General features: G+C 74.1%; 14 protein-coding genes. 6 read left to right on the top strand and 8 right to left on the bottom strand.

Annotated elements, in window-relative coordinates; genetic code table 11:
* The first annotated feature begins 62 nt into the window (after window positions 1-62).
* Together IE178_RS15855 and IE178_RS15860 are read left to right on the top strand one after the other, a co-directional pair.
* Window positions 63-1,760 (top strand): PucR family transcriptional regulator, encoded by a 1,698-nt coding sequence (locus IE178_RS15855; protein WP_193512740.1) that lies wholly within the window; start codon window positions 63-65, stop codon window positions 1,758-1,760.
* A 159-nt stretch (window positions 1,761-1,919) separates the two neighbouring features.
* A complete protein-coding gene (locus IE178_RS15860; RefSeq protein ID WP_184761767.1) occupies window positions 1,920-2,687 on the top strand; it encodes a hypothetical protein in 768 nt (255 codons plus the stop codon).
* Window positions 2,688-3,065: 378 nt separating this feature from the next.
* Here IE178_RS15860 and IE178_RS15865 read toward each other — a convergent pair whose 3' ends face one another.
* Window positions 3,066-3,917, bottom strand: coding sequence for a GntR family transcriptional regulator (locus tag IE178_RS15865; RefSeq protein ID WP_193512741.1), 852 nt, complete (start codon window positions 3,915-3,917; stop codon window positions 3,066-3,068).
* Between the two features lie 166 nt (window positions 3,918-4,083).
* Between IE178_RS15865 and IE178_RS15870 the strand changes: the two genes are divergently transcribed.
* Together IE178_RS15870 and IE178_RS15875 are read left to right on the top strand one after the other, a co-directional pair.
* Window positions 4,084-4,983: a (2Fe-2S)-binding protein gene (locus tag IE178_RS15870; protein ID WP_193512742.1), complete on the top strand. Its 900-nt coding sequence runs from the start codon at window positions 4,084-4,086 to the stop codon at window positions 4,981-4,983.
* Window positions 4,984-5,287: 304 nt separating this feature from the next.
* Window positions 5,288-6,328, top strand: a complete 1,041-nt coding sequence (locus IE178_RS15875) for a DUF2637 domain-containing protein (RefSeq protein ID WP_184761410.1) — start codon at window positions 5,288-5,290, stop codon at window positions 6,326-6,328.
* Between the two features lie 103 nt (window positions 6,329-6,431).
* Here IE178_RS15875 and IE178_RS15880 read toward each other — a convergent pair whose 3' ends face one another.
* Both IE178_RS15880 and IE178_RS15885 read right to left on the bottom strand, forming a co-directional pair.
* Window positions 6,432-6,836: an ATP-binding protein gene (locus IE178_RS15880; protein ID WP_184761411.1), complete on the bottom strand. Its 405-nt coding sequence runs from the start codon at window positions 6,834-6,836 to the stop codon at window positions 6,432-6,434.
* 207 nt (window positions 6,837-7,043) lie between these two features.
* Window positions 7,044-7,664 (bottom strand): hypothetical protein, encoded by a 621-nt coding sequence (locus tag IE178_RS15885; RefSeq protein ID WP_184761412.1) that lies wholly within the window; start codon window positions 7,662-7,664, stop codon window positions 7,044-7,046.
* Window positions 7,665-7,847: 183 nt separating this feature from the next.
* Between IE178_RS15885 and IE178_RS15890 the strand changes: the two genes are divergently transcribed.
* A complete protein-coding gene (locus tag IE178_RS15890) occupies window positions 7,848-9,605 on the top strand; it encodes a helix-turn-helix domain-containing protein (RefSeq protein ID WP_193512743.1) in 1,758 nt (585 codons plus the stop codon).
* Window positions 9,606-9,644: 39 nt separating this feature from the next.
* On the opposite strand, the gene IE178_RS15895 is transcribed toward IE178_RS15890, so the two are convergent.
* Window positions 9,645-11,387 carry a pyruvate dehydrogenase gene (locus IE178_RS15895; protein ID WP_184761414.1) on the bottom strand — a complete coding sequence of 581 codons (1,743 nt, stop codon included), beginning with the start codon at window positions 11,385-11,387 and terminating at the stop codon, window positions 9,645-9,647.
* A gap of 68 nt (window positions 11,388-11,455) precedes the next feature.
* Window positions 11,456-12,919 (bottom strand): PP2C family serine/threonine-protein phosphatase, encoded by a 1,464-nt coding sequence (locus IE178_RS15900; protein WP_193512744.1) that lies wholly within the window; start codon window positions 12,917-12,919, stop codon window positions 11,456-11,458.
* A 170-nt stretch (window positions 12,920-13,089) separates the two neighbouring features.
* On the opposite strand from IE178_RS15900, the gene IE178_RS15905 reads away from it, so the two are divergent.
* Window positions 13,090-13,572 (top strand): DUF456 domain-containing protein, encoded by a 483-nt coding sequence (locus IE178_RS15905; protein ID WP_193512745.1) that lies wholly within the window; start codon window positions 13,090-13,092, stop codon window positions 13,570-13,572.
* A gap of 20 nt (window positions 13,573-13,592) precedes the next feature.
* Here IE178_RS15905 and IE178_RS15910 read toward each other — a convergent pair whose 3' ends face one another.
* The 3 genes from IE178_RS15910 to rsgA all read right to left on the bottom strand — a co-directional run bounded on the left by IE178_RS15910 (window position 13,593) and on the right by rsgA (window position 16,660).
* Window positions 13,593-14,105 carry a methylated-DNA--[protein]-cysteine S-methyltransferase gene (locus IE178_RS15910; protein ID WP_184761417.1) on the bottom strand — a complete coding sequence of 171 codons (513 nt, stop codon included), beginning with the start codon at window positions 14,103-14,105 and terminating at the stop codon, window positions 13,593-13,595.
* Window positions 14,102-15,505 (bottom strand): DNA-3-methyladenine glycosylase 2 family protein, encoded by a 1,404-nt coding sequence (locus IE178_RS15915; protein WP_221491800.1) that lies wholly within the window; start codon window positions 15,503-15,505, stop codon window positions 14,102-14,104. The genes IE178_RS15910 and IE178_RS15915 overlap by 4 nt, the downstream gene beginning before the upstream one ends.
* Before the next feature lie 63 nt (window positions 15,506-15,568).
* Window positions 15,569-16,660: a ribosome small subunit-dependent GTPase A gene (rsgA, locus tag IE178_RS15920; protein WP_193512746.1), complete on the bottom strand. Its 1,092-nt coding sequence runs from the start codon at window positions 16,658-16,660 to the stop codon at window positions 15,569-15,571.
* Between the last annotated feature and the right edge of the window lie 189 nt (window positions 16,661-16,849).

The raw sequence follows: 16,849 nt of genomic DNA on the forward strand, positions 1-16,849 counted from the left end.
TCGCCGGGAGATCCCTCCACGGTCCATCGTAGATTTCGAGACAAGAAACGGCGGCGACGAGAATGCGGCTGCGCGCACTGCTGGACACCGACGCGCTGGGCCTGAAGCTGCTCGGCGGCGAGGACGAGCTGGACCGCACGGTGCGCGGGGTGATGACGACCGATCTGAGGGACCCCAGCCGCTATCTCTCGGGCGGGGAACTGGTCCTCACGGGCCTGGCCTGGCGCCGCGACGCCGCCGACTCCGAGCCGTTCGTACGGATCCTGGTGCAGGCCGGGGTGGCCGCCCTGGCGGCCGGTGAGGCGGAGCTGGGCGATGTGCCGGACGACCTGGTCGTGGCCTGCGCACGGCACCGGCTGCCGCTGTTCGCGGTGCACGAGTCGGTGGCCTTCGCGACCGTCACCGAGCACGTCGTACGGCAGGTGTCCGGCGAGCGCGCCGGCGATCTCGCGGCCGTGGTGGACCGGCACCGGCGGATGATGACCTCGGGTCCCGCGGGCGGCGGCCCCGACGTCGTGCTCGACCTGCTCGGCTCCGACCTGGACCTGCGGGCCTGGGTGCTGTCGCCCACCGGCCGGCTGATCGCGGGATCGAACATCGCCGGATCCGCCGGATCACGGGGAGCGGGGCCGAGCCTGCCCGCCGAGGTGTGCGCACGGCTCGCCGCGGAGCAGCTGGCGGCCGCCCGCACCGGCCGGCGCGGACCGCACCGGGTGACGCTGGGCCAGACGACGTACAGCCTCTTCCCGGTGCGCAGCGGCGGGCGCTCCTCGGCGCCGGCGCGGGACGTACGCGAGACGGTGCTGTCGGACTGGCTGCTGGCGGTCGAGGCGGACGCCGGTGACTGGGCCGAGGAGCGGCTGGACCTGCTGCACGGCGTCACCCAGTTGATCTCCGTCGAGCGGGACCGCCGGGACGCGGCGCGCACGGTCCGGCGCCGGCTCGCGCAGGAGGTGCTGGAGCTGGTGCAGACCGGTGCCGCGCCCGCCGAGATCGCGGCGCGGCTGCGGGTGGCCGCCCCGGTGCTGCTGCCCGGGCTCGGAACCGCGCCGCACTGGCAGGTGGTGGTGGCCCGCGTCGACTGGGACGGCGGGGAGGTCGAGAGCGGGCCGGTGGCGCAGTCGCTGCTGGAGGAGATCCTGGTCGACCCGGCGGCGACGGGCCCCGAGCACTCCGACCGCGTCGCGGTGGCCCACGGCGGCGACGAGGCGATCGCGCTCGTGCCGCTGCCCTCGGTGACCGGCGAACACGACGACCCGGGCACGGGAGTCGTCGCCGACGCCCTCCTGGAATCCGTACGCGATCCGCTCACGGCCGGCCTGAACGACGACGGCCGGCTCACCCTCGGCGTCTCCGCCGCCGTGCACTCGGCGGAAGGCCTGCGCGGGGCGCTGGAGGAGGCACGGCACGCCCGGCGCGTGGCGGCGGCCCGCCAGGGCCGGGTCTGCGCGGCCGGCCACCAGGAACTCGCCTCGCACGTCCTGCTGCTCCCCTTCGTCCCCGACGACGTACGACGCGCCTTCACCGCCCGCCTCCTGGACCCCCTGCGGGACTACGACCGCCGCCATCGCGCCGAACTGATCCCCACCCTGGAGGCGTTCCTCGACTGCGACGGCTCCTGGACCCGCTGCGCGTCCCGCCTCCACCTGCACGTCAACACGCTGCGCTACCGCGTCGGCCGCATCGAACAACTGACGAGCCGCGACCTGTCCCGCCTGGAGGACAAGCTGGACTTCTTCCTGGCACTGCGCATGAGCTGAGCCCACGCGGGCCCGCCGCCGGGTTCGGACCCGCGACCCGCGACTTTGTGAAATCCTTCACCCGCCCTCTTGGCCGGGCCCCGTTGTTCGTGCTGAGATGCGGCCACCACTCAACAGCTCGATGGCGTGCTCGGGGAGGGCAACGTGGCGCATACCGCCATGTCCGGTGACGGAACGACCGCCGACGACGATCCCCTCCAGACGGCGGTGTGGCGGCTGCGCTCCCGCGCCTGCTGGGCCGACGCCGCCGCCCTGCTCGAACCCGCCTCCCCGGACGCGGCCCTGCAGCGGGCGTCGCTGCTGGTGGAGCGGTGTCTGTACACCGAGGCGGGGTGGGAGGAGGCGGAGGACGCGCTGCGTTCGGCCGAGGCGCTGGCGCACAGCGACGACGAGCGGGGGGCCGCCGCTTGTGAACGCGGGTACTTGGCCTACGCCGCCACCCTGTTCGGCGTGCGCGACCGGGCCGACGAGGCGCGCGCCGCGCTGGGGCGGGCCGCGGCGCTGCTCCCTCCGGGGGCGGCGGGGCGGGCACTGCTGGACTTCCGGCGCGGGCTGATCGCGGAGAACCTCACCCGGTCCCCGCAGGCGGCGCGGGCCGCGTACCGCCGCGCCCACGCGGGCGCCACCGCGCACGCCGACCCGCTGCTGCTCTCCGGCACTTGGCGACACCTCGCCGGACTCGCGCTGCGCGAGGGGGAGTTGGCGGAGGCGCGGCACGGCTTCGCCGAGTCCCTGCGGATCCGCGAGGAGTTGGGCTATCTCGTCGGCACGGCTCCGGCACTGGTGTCCCTCGCCGACACGGAGACCGAGCCCGAGGCGTCCCGGCTGCGCGAGGAGGCGCGCCGCCTGTTCCGGCTCCTGGGGGGCGTCCCCACCTGGCTGGCCCGCCAGCTGACCCCGCCGGCCCCGGGAGCGGCGACGGCATGACGCGACCTGGGCACAACCCAGCCCGTCCAGGGCCGACCGGGGCTCCAGGGACACAGCCCCCAGGAACGGGACGGCAAGGGACGGCGACCGCACAACGCGACCCGGGCACAACCCAGCCCGTCCGACGCTTGAGGACAAGGCCCGTCCAGGGCCGACCGGGGCTCCAGGGACACAGCCCCCAGCAACGGGACGGCAAGGGACGGCGACCGCACAACGCGACCCGGGCACAACCCAGCCCGTCCGACGCATGAGGACAAGGCCCGTCCAGGGCCGACCGGGGCTCCGGGGACACAGCCCCCAGCAACGGGACGGCGAGGGGCGGCGGGGCGAACGCGGCATCGACCCCGCGCCCCCGAACGCCGCGCCGGCGCGTCCCGCTCAGGACGCCCCGTCGAAGTGCTCCCTCACCAGCGACCGGACCACTTCCAGGTCGCCCGCGATCAACGCGTCCAGCAGAGCCGTGTGTTCGTGTGCGTCGGCGATCAGCTCCGCGCACCCCCGCGTACCGGGGGTACTGCCCACCAGAGGCCACTGCGCACGGCGGTGGAGGTCCCCGGCGATCCGGACCAGCTGTTCGTTGCCGGCGAGGCCGAGCACCGCGCCGTGGAAGGCGCGGTCGGACTCGGCGTACGTGGCCCGGCAGCCGGAGGAGGCGGCGCGGACCGTCGCCTCGGCGAGGGGGCGCAGCTCGGCCCACCGCGCGGCGGGCACCGTGCGGGCCAGCCGCAGCATCACCGGGACCTCGATCAGCGCCCGGACCTCGGCCAGCTCGGCCAGTTCCCGCGCACCCCGCTCGACGACCCGGAACCCTCGGTTCGGCACGACCTCCACCGCGCCCTCCAGGGTGAGCTGCTGCATGGCCTCCCGCACGGGCGTCGCGGAGACGCCGAACCGCTCCGCGAGCACGGGCGCGGAGTACACCTCGCCGGGGCGCAGGTCGCCCGTCACCAGCGCGGTGCGCAGGGCGGCGAGGATCTGGCCGCGTACGGAGGACCGCTGGACGGTGGCCCGGGGCCGGGGAAGGGGGAGGGCGGGTTCGCCGTGCGTGTGCTCGCCGCGCGCGCTCGCGCCCTGCGCGCCGCGCGGCCGGTCGCGCTCCGCGTCACGCGGCCGGTCCATGTCCTGCGCCGTCGGCTGGGCGGGCACCCGGAAGCGGCCCTGGGCGGCCTCGCCCGCCGGGCCGGTCCCGGCGTTCCCCGTCCCGGCGGAGCCCTGCGTGCCCTGCTTCACAAGGTCCTCCTGCGGACGTGTCGGTACTTGGGGTCATTACGGCGGGTTGTCACCTGTACGTCAAGCACCATAAGCGCACCGGACGCCTGTTCACACGCCGGCGATCTTCGGTAAGGTGAGCCTTACCTTTATTGATCGGCTCCTCAAGACGTGAATGGGTGGTCCCATGCATGTGCCCGGTTCGGCCGTCGCGGACGCGTACGCCCGCCTGGCGGAGGCCTTCCCCGCGCTGGCCGTCACCGAGCTCGGCGCCGACGAGGAGCTGCCCCGGGGCGGCGGCTGGGTCGCCGCGTCGGAGCTCGCCGAGGGCGAGAGCGACCTGGAGACGTTTCTCACCTGGGACGACACCCAGGTGCTGCGGGACTACGGCCGACGGGGCCGCCCGGACGTGATCGCCAGTTTCGGTCTGCACCGCTACGCCTGGCCCGCCTGCCTGCTGATCACCGTGCCGTGGTTCCTGCACCGCCGCGTGCCGCGCTACCCCGTGACGCACGTCTCGTTCGACCGCACCGCCCCCGGCCTCGCCGTGGGTCGCATGGCCGTCCGGCCGGACGGCTTCGCCTGCCTGCCGGACGACCCCGCCGCCACCCTGCCCGGCGCCCGGGTGGTGCCCGACGAGGAGGCGCTGCGGGCGGAGGTGCGCGCGGCGGTCGCCCAGCACCTCGAACCCGTCCTGGGCGGTTTCGGGCCCCGGATGCGGCGGCGCGGCCGGGCGCTGTGGGGCATGGCGACCGACGAGATCGTCGAGAGTCTGCGGTACGTGTCCCAGCTGCTCGGCGAGGAGGAGCGGGGGCTGCGGGAGCTGGAGCTGCTGCTGCCGGGCGCGACCAAGCCGTACGTGGGCGCGGCCGCCTTCCGCCGGCCGACCGGGCCCGACGGGAAGCCGGCACCCGCCACCCGGGAGCGGATCAGCTGCTGCATGTTCTACACCCTGCGCCCGGACGACGTCTGCGCCACCTGTCCGCGCACCTGCGCCACCGGACGGACGACGGCCACGGTGACGGCCGGGGCGACGACCGAGCGGACCGACGTGCGGGCCGACGACCTGGTAGCCCAGGCCGGTTGACACGAGGCCGGGCATCGGCACCTCCTCCCACACCGTAAGATCATCCGGTGAGTACGCCGCAGAGGTAACAGGTGATTCACAATTTCCTCACCTCTCACGGGAACTTTCCGTGGAACCACCCGCACGGGTAGTCTTATTCGAACCCAACTCCCGCCCCTCATGCGGCAGTTCGAGCAGAACGCCGCCCTGGGACACCCCCTCGCACTCCCTTGGCGGGCTCTTGCCCCGAAACCCCCTGAGGGCCGCTGGGATTGGGCCACTATGGCGGGCGTTACGCCCTATCCCAATGCAAGGGACCCCTTAGATGAGACTGACCGACATATCGCTTAACTGGCTGCTTCCGGGCGCCGTGCTGCTCCTGGGCATGCTGGCGGCGGTGGCGGTGCTGGCGCGCGGCAAGCGCTCCTCGGTCAAGGACACACGTGCCGAGGACTCGTGGGAGCGCAGCGAGGAGCGCCGCAGGCGCAAGGAGGCCCTCTACGGCACCGTCTCCTATGTCCTGCTGTTCTGCTGTGCGGCGGTGGCCGCCGCGCTCTCCTTCCACGGGCTGGTCGGCTTCGGCGAACAGAACCTCGGCCTGTCCGGCGGCTGGCAGTACCTCGTCCCGTTCGGCCTGGACGGCGCGGCGATGTTCTGCTCGGTGCTCGCCGTGCGCGAGGCCAGCCACGGTGACGCGGCGCTCGGCTCGCGGATACTCGTGTGGACGTTCGCCTTCGCCGCGGCCTGGTTCAACTGGGTGCACGCTCCCCGGGGCATCGGACACGACGGCGCCCCGCACTTCTTCGCGGGCATGTCCCTGTCCGCGGCGGTCCTGTTCGACCGCGCGCTGAAGCAGACCCGCCGGGCCGCCCTGCGGGAACAGGGCCTGGTCCCGCGTCCGCTCCCCCAGATCCGTATCGTCCGCTGGCTGCGCGCCCCCCGGGAGACCTACCGTGCGTGGTCGCTGATGCTGCTGGAGGGCGTGCGCAGCCTCGACGAGGCGGTCGAGGAAGTGCGCGAGGACAAGATCCGCAAGGACGAGGCGAAGCAGCGCCGGCGGGACCAGCAGCGCGTGGAGCGGGCCCGGGCGAAGGCGATCAGCCGGGGTCACCGCGGTTTCGTGGGCCGCGGCGGACGCGAGCTGGAGGCGCCGACGGTGGAGCGCGGCTCCGACATGGTCTCCGCGGAGCCTGCCATACCGGCGCAGGAAGCCCTGCCCGTCCGCGCGCGTCCCTCCCTGCAGCCGGTGCGCACCGGCGCTGACCCGGTGACCGTCGACCTCACCGCCGAGGACGACACCCAGGCCCTGCCGCGCCTCGACTCCCTGGAGCGCAAGCTCAAGGACCTGGAGCAGCAGTTCGGCTGACGCCTTGCCAGGCGTACGGCGACGTACGTACCACGGGACGGGGTGCGGCCCACTGGGGTCCGCGCCCCGTCCCGTTCGTGCGTCCGAGCCGGCCGGGCACGCCTCAGGCGGCGGCGTCCGCGTCGAGTTCGAACCAGACGGACTTGCCCACCCCGTGCTTCCTGACCCCCCATTCGTCGGCGAGGGACTCGACCAGCACCAGGCCCCTCCCGTGCGTGCCGTCATCGGCGCACGGTGGGCGCGGCCGGGGCTCGCGGGCCACGAAGTCCCGCACCTCCACCCGCAGTCCGCGGGGCCCGACGGTGGCCGTCAGGACCGCCTCGTGGTCGGTGTGGACGAGCGCGTTGGTGACGAGCTCGCTGGTGAGTAATTCCGCTACCTCGGACCGTTCCGCAGTCCCCCAGTGCCTGAGCAGTTCCCGCAGTGCCCTGCGGGACTCGGGCACCGCCCGCAGATCCGCCCGCCCCAGTGTGCGCCTCAGCTGTGGCGCCGACACCTGACTCTTCATGACCCCCCGCCCGCGTGCCGACGTCGATTCCCCCTGCTGCTCGAACACGTACACGGGAATGCTTGCCCCGTCACCCACGCGGCAGTCATGTCGAACCGTCAACGACCGGTTGTTGGCCGAAGTGCAGTGGCCACGCAAGCGCGCGGGGCCGTCCTCCCGACCCCCGTGGCGAGAGGACGACCCCGGCTTTCGTGGTGGTCGTGCGGTTCAGTGGAGCTTGTTGACGGCCTTCGTCGTCGTCTCCTCGAAGGCGGCGACCGGGGCGTCGTCGAAGTCGCCCATCTGCCCCCAGCCGACGACGGTCACCGTCCTGCCGTCCCGTCCCACGGACAGCAGGTGGATGTCCGTGGCGCCCCAGGAGGTCGCGGTGTGCAGTCCGTGCACCCGCGCGCCCTCCTCGACCGGCAGCGAGCCGTAGTACCGGCCCTCGGCCTCGATCTCCGGGTCGGACCGCTCGATCCGGTCGGCGCAGGAGCGGATCTCCTCGTCGAGCAGGGCGGCCAGCGCCTTGCCCTTGGCGGGGGAGCCCGTGACGACGGTGACCTGGACGGCGCCCGTGTCCAGGTCGGTGCGGAAGACGCGGTGCCGGTAGTCGTACGCCGGTACGCCCTCGCCCAGACAGTGGGCGAGCTCCGCCGGGAAGCCGTCGGTGACCGGGCCGGCGGTCCAGGTGGACGACGGGTGCGGCGGCAGTTCCGAGGCCGCGAGGAACGCGGGCGAGGCGGCCTTCCCCGGCGCGGCACCGGCCGGCGCGGTGAGTGCCGTGCCGGCCGCGAGGGCGGTGACGGTGAGCGCGGCGAGTGCGGCGGCTCGGGTGCGCATGGGCATGGATGTCCCCCGTGAGGAGTGCGTGATGGAATGGCGCAGCGGTGCGCCGTGACGACCGGGGTGGTTCGTCCCGCGGCCGTCGGGGCGGTGACAAGAGCATCGGCCGTCCCGGGAGGCGGTCGCAAGCGTCGTCGGGGGATTCGCCGGGGTGGAACCATCCCAGCCCGTCTGACGTGCAGGTACATGGGGTGCCTGGGATACCGTCCCAAGGCCCGGGTCGGGACCTACGAGTGCGGGGTGACGGTGTCGGCACAGGACGACGTGGCTGACGTGGCCGCGTTCGCGGCGCTGCTGCGGGAGCTGAAGGAACGTACGGACCGCAGTTACGGCTCGCTGGCCCGCCGCCTGAACATGAACACCTCGACGCTGCACCGCTACTGCGCCGGCGAGGCGGTCCCCGTCGACTTCGCACCGGTCGAGCGGTTCGCCGCCCTGTGCGGCGCGTCGAGCGCGGAACGCCTGGAACTCCACCGCCGCTGGCTCCGCGCGGTTCAGGCACGGCGACGGCCGCGGGGAGTGGACGGCCCGACCGGGGCGGTGGCGGAATCGGCCACGGACCCGGATCCCGGCTCCGGCCGCGCCTCCGACTCCGACTCCGACTCCGACTCCGGCTCCGACTCCGGCTCCGGCAGCGGTATCGGTATCGGTATCGGCTCTGACTCCGGCTCCGGATCTGACTCCGGAGCCGGCTTCGGCAGCGGCAGCGGCTCCGGATCTGACTCCGGCTCCGGTGAGCAGCGCGCCGCGTCGCGGGAGCGGACGAACAACCCGGCCCCGGGCACCCCGGCCGTGGAGCCTGCCCGGGGAGCACTCCTCGTGGGTGGGGCGCCGGACGCTCCGAGCGGACCGGTCGCCGCATCCGGTGGCGAGGACGGACCGACCACCGGACGGGGCACCGCCGAAGGCGCCGGGGAATCCGGCCCCCCGAGCGCCCCCGGGGTCCAAGGCGACGTCGTCAGCGGGCCTTGGACCCAGGAGGCTCGCGTCCGGCGGCCCTGGTACCGGCGGCGCAAGCGGATCGCCGTCGCCCTGGCCGCCGCCTGTGCGCTGCTCGCCACGGTGGGGAGTCTGTCCGCGCTGCCCGACGGCCGGCGGTCGTCCGGCGAGCGGGAGCCGTCCTCCGCACCCCCGAGCGCGTCCGCGACGACCGGCCCGGCGGCGCCGCGCAGCCCCACCTCCCCGCCTGCCCCGTCCGGCTCCGCCTCCGGTTCCGGATCCGCCTCCGCCTCCGCGAAGCCGAAGGGACGCGGGCCCACCTCCCCCGCTCCGCGGCACAGTTTTGCCGCCCCTGCCGCTCCGGGGGAGTCCGCGCCCGCCGGGTCCCCGCCCCTCACCTGGTCCGCCGACTCCCAGGTCTGGGCGCACGGTTGCGGCCACGACTACGTCATCGCCAAGCCGCCGAAGCAGGTCCCCCCGCCCCCGGCCCCGCAGGACGCCGGGACCTGGGCGGCGACGCAGTCGGCCGTGCACGGGGGCGAGACGATGGTGGAGCTGTCGGTGCAGGGGACCTCCGACACGGCCGTCGTGCTGACCGCTCTGCGCGTCCGCGTGGCAGGCCGAACCGATCCCGCCCCGGGGAACGCCTACGCCATGGACCAGGGCTGCGGCGGCGCGCTCACTCCGCGGTACTTCGACGTGGACCTGGACAAGGACCGGCCCATCGCCCGCGCGGTCGCCGGGAACGACGCCGGTACGCCGATCCCGGCGGTGCGCATGCCCTACCGGGTCTCCGCGACCGACCCGGAGGTGCTGCTGGTCACCGCCCGGACGGCAGGCTGCGACTGCCGCTGGTACCTGGAGCTGGACTGGTCCTCGCAGGGCCGTACCGGCACGGTCCGCGTCGACGACCACGGCCGCCCGTTCCGCACCAGCGGCATCGAGGGCCTGCCCCGCTACGCGTACGACACCTCGGCGCGCGACTGGGCGCCCCGGGTGCGGTGAACCGCCCCCTCCGGACGCCTTCGGCCCCCGTCGGCCCCCTTACAACCGGGGTACGTTGCGCAGGTTGGACCGTGCCATCTGGAGCATCCGGCCGACGCCTCCGTCCAGCACGATCTTGGAGGCGGACAGCGCGAAGCCGGTGACCATCTCCGCGCTGATCTTCGGCGGGATGGACAGCGCGTTGGGGTCGGTGACGACGTCGACGAGGGCCGGCCCCTTGTGCCTGAACGCGGACTTCAGCGCCCCGGCGAGCTCCTTGGGCTTCTCCACCCGCACCCCGTGGGCGCCGCACGCGCGGGCGACGGCGGCGAAGTCGGGGTTCTTGTTGGTGGTGCCGTGCGAGGGCAGCCCGGCGACCAGCATCTCCAACTCGACCATGCTCAGGGAGGAGTTGTTGAACAGGACCACCTTCACCGGCAGGTCGTACTGGACCAGGGTGAGGAAGTCCCCCATCAGCATCGCGAATCCGCCGTCGCCGGACATCGACACGACCTGCCGGCCGCGGTCGGTGAACTGCGCCCCGATCGCCATGGGCAGCGCGTTGGCCATCGAGCCGTGGGAGAAGGAACCGATCACCCGGCGGCGGCCGTTGGGCGAGATGTAGCGGGCCGCCCAGACGTTGCACATGCCGGTGTCGACGGTGAACACCGCGTCGTCGTCGGCCATCTCGTCCAGTACGGACGCCACGTACTCGGGGTGGATCGGCACATGCTTGTCCACCTTCCGCGTGTACGCCTTCACCACCCCCTCCAGCGCGTCCGCGTGCTTCTTGAGCATCCGGTCGAGGAACGTGCGGTCGTCCTTCGTCCGGACCCGGGGCGTCAGACAGCGCAAGGTCTCCTTCACATCGCCCCACACCGCGAGGTCCAGCTTGGAGCGGCGGCCGAGGTTCTCGGGCCGCACGTCGACCTGGACGATCTTCACGTCGTCGGGCAGGAAGGCGTTGTACGGGAAGTCGGTGCCGAGCAGGATCAGCAGGTCGCACTCGTGGGTGGCCTCGTAGGCGGCGCCGTAGCCGAGCAGTCCGCTCATGCCGACGTCGTACGGATTGTCGTACTGGATGTACTCCTTGCCGCGCAGGGCGTGCCCGACCGGGGACTTGATCTTCTGGGCGAACTCCATGACCTCGGCGTGCGCGCCCTTGGTGCCGCTGCCGCAGAACAGCGTGACCTTCTCGGCCTCGTCGATCAGGTCGACGAGGCGATCGATCTCGGCGTCGCCGGGGCGGACCGTGGGCCGGGAGGTGACGAGGGCGGTCTCGGCGGCCTTCTCGGGGGCGGGATGGTCGGCGATGTCTCCGGGGAGGGTGACGACGCTGACGCCGGAACGCCCGACCGCGTGCTGGATGGCGGTCTGGAGGAGCCGGGGCATCTGCCGCGGACTGGAGATCATCTCGCTGTAGTGGCTGCACTCACGGAACAGCCGGTCGGGATGGGTCTCCTGGAAGTAGCCGAGACCGATCTCACTGGACGGGATGTGCGAGGCGAGGGCCAGGACCGGCGCCATGGAACGGTGCGCGTCGTACAGGCCGTTGATGAGGTGGAGGTTCCCGGGCCCGCAGGAGCCGGCGCAGGCGCCCAGCCGGCCGGTGATCTGCGCCTCGGCACCGGCGGCGAAGGCGGCGGTCTCCTCGTGCCGGACGTGGATCCAGTCGATGGCGGCATTGCGGCGCACGGCGTCGACGACGGGGTTGAGGCTGTCACCGACGACGCCGTAGAGGCGCTTGACTCCCGCGCGGGTGAGGATGTCGACGAACTGTTCCGCCACGTTCTGTTTGGCCATGGTGCTCCGCCCGTCCCTTCGGTGTCGGTGAAGGTCCCTCGGGGTCCATGAATTCACACCGGGCGCGCTCACGCCTCCCAAACGGCGACGGCCGTACGGTCGTCCGCGTATCCCTTGACCCGCACCTGGGTGTCGGCGAGGAAGGCCGCGAGGCCGGGCGGTTCCGGGCGGGACCACCGGTCGGCCAGGTGGGCGCGGAGTTCCCGCTCACCGCGCAGCGGATCGGCGAGGCCGGCGCCGCACATCAGCAGGGTGTCACCCGGGCGGGCGACGGAGGTGCGGAAGCGGAAGGGTTCGCGGGGTGGTTCGAGGGCCGGCTCGTACGGGCTCGGGGGTGTGGGGAGGCCCAGGCTCATGGTGAGACGGTCGCCGCCCGGGGTCTCGGAGGGCAGCGAGCCGAAGCCGACCACGGGCTCGCCCCTGACCTCGCCGACCTCCGGTTCGATGTCCTGCCACGCGCCGTCCCGCAGCCGGAACAGCCCGCCGGGGCCCACGCCGAAGAAGACCCGGGTGCGGCATTCGGGGTCGGCGGGCAGCAGGAGGCAGCGCAGGGTGGCGGCGTAGGCGTCGGGTTCGAGGCCCTGCTCGGCCGCGCTGGCGCGGAGCCGGCCGAGGCTGCGGTCGGTGAGGCGGTGCAGCCCGGACTTGAGGTCGCCGCGCCGGGCGGCCCTTATGTCGTCGACGAGCCGGGCCCGGCTGCTGCCCACCGCTCGGCCGATCCACCGGCAGGCCTCGGCGGCGGCGCGGTGCGCCCCGGGTGCGGTGCGGGCGCCGGTCGCCAGCGCGACGAGGACCAGCGCCTGCTCCCCCGTCCCGAACCGGGCGGTCAGCAGCGCGTCGCGGCGCGGTTCCCCCCGGTACCGCGCGGAGTCCCCGCGCACGGAGACGGCCCGCAGGGTGCAGGCCCCGTACCGGGCTCCGTCCAGCACGGTGTCCGGCACCAGCGCGTCCAGCTCGTCGGGGTCGGCCGCGGGGAGGGCGGTGGGTTCGGCGTCGTAGGTGGGGGGCCGGGATCCCACGTGGGCACGGGAGGGGGGCGGACCCGGGGGCGGTTCGAGGCGGGAGGAGCGGGGGCCGGCGGGCTCCGTGGCGGTCGCGTCGGTGTCGGGGGCCGGAGGCGCCACGGGCGTCCAGGAGCCGAAGGCCGTGGGCGGGGAGGGGGCCGTCGGGGGTGGTGCGGAGTCCTGCGGGGTCTCCTGGTCGGCGGCCTCGGGCGGCCTGCGCGTCGTCGCCGGGAAGGTCACCGGGCCCGGTGGTGCGGCGGGCGGTGGTTCCCAGGGCGCGCGGGGTGGGGCGACGGCGGGCCGGGGCGGGACTTCCGGTCGCGGGGCGGAGGTCGGACGGGGGGCGGGGACTCTCGTCGCGGGGTCGTCCGGGGCCTGCCCCGTGTCGAGCGTGTCGGACGCCGAGGCGAAGCGGTCGTCCAGGGAATCGGGCGCCGGTGCGGGGCCCGTGTCACCGGCGCCGTCGTCGTACAGCTGTTCCCACCAGTCGTCCTCGGGACCGGTGGGCCTTCCCCCCTGCTGACTCATGCCCTCAATTGTCCACCGCGCGGGGGCCGGGAAAACGGGGCATCGGGAAAATCCCCGTCCCGCGCCACCCCCGGTACTGCCGGTCGGGTGAACGGCGGGACGGCTGTGCGACGGGATGAGCCGCGGCCGTCCGTCCTGCGCCGCTTCCCGGCCTCCTGCACTCTGGACAGATGGGAGCGTGGGACCTCCTGCTGGTCGGGCTGGTGCTCCTGTTCGGCCTGTGCGGAGTGCTGCTGCCCGGAGTGCCGGGATCGTGGCTGGTGTGGGCCGCGGTCCTGTGGTGGGCGCTGAAGGAGCCGCGGCCCGTCGCGTGGTGGGTACTCGTGGGGTCGACCGTCGTGCTGTTCGCGTCCCAGGTGGTGCGCTGGGCGCTGCCGTCCCGTCGGCTGCGCTCGGGCGGCTCCGACAGCCGGCTGCGGGCGTACGCGGGCTGGGGTTCGTTCCTCGGCTTCGTCCTGCTGCCCGTGCTCGGCGCGATCCCGGGCTTCCTGGCCGGTGTCTACCTCTACGAGCGGCTCCGTCTGGGCCGCCACCGAGAAGCGGTCGCGGCGCTGCGTTCCGCCATGCGCTCGGGGGGCTGGAGCCTGCTGACGGAACTCTTCACCTGCCAGCTGATCACGGCGGCGTGGCTGGGCGCGGTGTTCTGGGGCTGACCCGCACGGCCCACCGCGCGTCACGGCCGCAGCGCGCCCTCGTGGGTGAGGAGCCGCACCTTGCGCTCCAGTCCGCCGGCGTAGCCGGTCAGCGACCCGTCGGAGCCGATGACCCGGTGGCAGGGGCGGACGATGAGCAGCGGGTTCGCCCCGATCGCGCCGCCGACGGCCCGCACGGCGGGCCGGGACGCGCCGATCCGCGCCGCGATCTCGCCGTACGAGACGGTCGCCCCGTAGGGGATGTCGTCGAGCGCGGCCCACACCTTCTCCCGGAACGGCGTGCCGACGGCGTTCAGGGCCAGCCGGAACTCCTCGAGCTCGCCGGCGAAGTACGCGGCGAGCTGCCGCTCGGCCTCGCGGAACGGTCCCGGATCCCGCCGCCAGTCGTCCCGCACGGTCCGCCCGCCCTTCTGCCCGGGCACGGAGAGCGAGGTCAGCTCACCGGTCGGGGCGGCGGTGAGCAGCAGCGGCCCGACAGGACTCTCCACGCTCGTCCAGTAGGTGGTGCCGGTCGTGGTGGTCGTCGCGGTCATCGGTACTCCAACTCTCCTGCGGAACGCAGGTGGTGCAGGGCGTACGAGCGCCAGGGGCGCCAGCTGTCGGGGATGTCCCGGCCGGGCGGGGCCACGTCGGGGTCGCCGAGGGCACGGGTGCGGATCACGGCGGTCGTACGGGCGTCCAGGCCGGGGACGGCGGCGAGCGCGTCGCGGGCGTCGTCCCGGTCGGCGCCCGGCCCGAGGCGTACGGTGCCGTCGGCGAGGGCGGCTGTGAGCGCGCCCAGGGTGCCGTCGGGCTCGGCTTCGGCGAGGACGCCGGGTTCGGGGAACAGGTGGGTGAGGCTGCCGCAGGGGGCGTCGAGCCGCTTGCCGTACCGCTGGACCAGCCGCGCGGCCTCGTCGCGGCCCGTCAGCGCGCGCACCGCCAGCTCGTCGGGGTCGGCGGCGCCCGGCGAGCGCAGTCCGGGCCGGGCGGCGACCAGCGGGGCGAGCCGGGGGTCGGCACCGAGCCGTTCGTCGACGGCGTACGGGTCGGCGTCCAGGTCGAACAGCCGCCGCAGCCGTTGTACGGCGGTGGTCAGATCGCGGGGGTCGGTGAGGTGGACCCGGGCGTCGAGCCAGCCGCCGGGGTGGGCGCCCGACCCGGGGTGCGCGGCGCCGGGGCGTTCGTCGACGGCGGCGATGCCGGTGCCGTAGGGCAGCCGCAGGGTGCGCCGGTAGGTGCGGGTGCCCGGGGTGCCGCTCACCTCCTCGACGCCCGGGACGGCCTCGTGTTCCAGCAGGTCGAAGACGGGTCCGGCCTGGTAGGGGCCGCGGTGGGCGAGCCGCAGCGGGATGCCCGCGGTGGGGGTGGGCGTACGGCGGGCGGTGCGGCCGCCCCGGGGCGCGGCGGCGCGCAGTTCGCTGGGGGTGGCGGCGTACACGGCGCGCACGGTGTCGTTGAACTGCCGCACGCTGGCGAATCCGGCGGCGAAGGCGATCCGGGTGACCGGCAGCCCGGTGGTCTGCAGGAGCACGCGCGCGGCGTGCGCCCGCTGCGCCCGGGCGAGCGCGACGGGTCCGGCACCGAGCTCGCCGGTGAGCTGTCGCTGCACCTGGCGGGCGCTGTAGCCGAGCCGTGCGGCGAGTCCGGCGACGCCCTCGCGGTCGACGACGCCGTCGGCGATCAGCCGCATGGCCCGGCCCACGACGTCGGCCCGCACGTTCCACTCGGCGGAGCCGGGCACGGCGTCCGGGCGGCACCGCCGGCAGGCCCGGAACCCCGAGCCCTGCGCGGCGGCGGCGGTCGCGAAGAAGCGCACGTTGTGCCGCTTCGGGGTGACCGCGGGGCAGCTGGGACGGCAGTAGATCCCGGTCGTCGCCACGGCGAAGAAGAACGCCCCGTCGAACCGGCCGTCCCGGCTGCGCACCGCCTCGTACCTGCTGTCCTCATCCATCACACCGTCCAGTCTCCGCCACCCGGGGAGTCCCGGCTGGCGGAAATCGGACATGAAGGTGTGCTACTGCCAACGCCCCCGTTTGGCCTCCATCGCCGCCTTGCCGATCGCTCCCTTGCGCTTCCAGTCCTTGCGGATCTCGGCGCGGACTCTCGCGTCGGTCTTGGCGACGATGCGCTGGTTCTCCCGCAGCAGCTTGCGGTAGCTGTCCAGGCGGCGTTCCGGCAGGGCACCGGTCTCGATGGCTTCGAGGACCGCGCAGCCCGGCTCGCTCTCGTGGGCGCAGTCGTGGAAGCGGCAGCCCTCGGCGAGCTCCTCGATCTCGGCGAACACCTGGCCGACGCCGGTGCCTGCGTCCCACAGGCCGACGCCCCGCAGTCCCGGTGTGTCGATGAGGACTCCCCCGCCGGGCAGCGCCAGCAGGTTGCGGGTGGTCGTGGTGTGCCGGCCCTTGCCGTCGACGTCACGGGTGGCCCGGACGTCCATGACGTCCTCGCCGAGGAGCGCGTTGGCCAGCGTGGACTTGCCGGCGCCCGACTGCCCGAGCAGCACCGACGTGCCGCCGACGACGATCGCGGCGAGGACGTCGAGACCGTCCCCGTCCCGCGCGCTGACGGTGAGCACCGGCACGCCCGGCGCACTGGTCTCCACGTCCTGCACCAGGTGCGCCCGGGTCACCGCGTCCGGCACGAGGTCGGCCTTGGTGAGCACGACCACCGGCTGCGCCCCGGACTCCCAGGCCAGCGCGAGGAACCGTTCGATCCGGGCCAGGTCGAGCTCGACGGCGAGCGAGACGGCGACCACGGCGTGGTCGACGTTGGCGGCGAGGATCTGCCCCTCGGACCGCTTGGAGGAGGTGGAGCGCACGAAGGCGGTACGGCGCGGCAGATACGCGCGGACGTAGCGCGGGTTCCCGCCGGGTTCGACGGCGACCCAGTCGCCCGTGCAGACGACCCGCAGGGGGTCGTGCGGGGTGACGAAGGCGGTGTCGGCCCGCAGCGTCCCGCCTGCGGTGACGACGTCGCACTGGCCGCGGTCGACCCGGACCACGCGGCCGGGCAGCAGCCCTTCGGCGGCGTACGGGGCGAACTCGTCCGCCCAGGCGTCGTCCCAGCCGTAAGGGGCGAGCGCGGAAGAGAGGGAGGTGGAACTCAAGGGGGTGACCCTTCGGAACGGGTGGCCCCGGCACCGCGCCCACGAGCACGGAAAAGGAGTGAGATCAGCCGGCGGCCACGGAGGTGGACTTGACGAACTTCCGGATGCGGGCAACGCCCATCGCAACGACAGCCATCGGTCAACACCTCCCAGATCACACACAGTCAGTAGCGGCGGCAGAGCCGCCAC

It is taken from the genome of Streptomyces griseoloalbus (genome assembly GCA_014650015.1).
In the GTDB taxonomy this organism is placed as follows: domain Bacteria; phylum Actinomycetota; class Actinomycetes; order Streptomycetales; family Streptomycetaceae; genus Streptomyces; species Streptomyces griseoloalbus.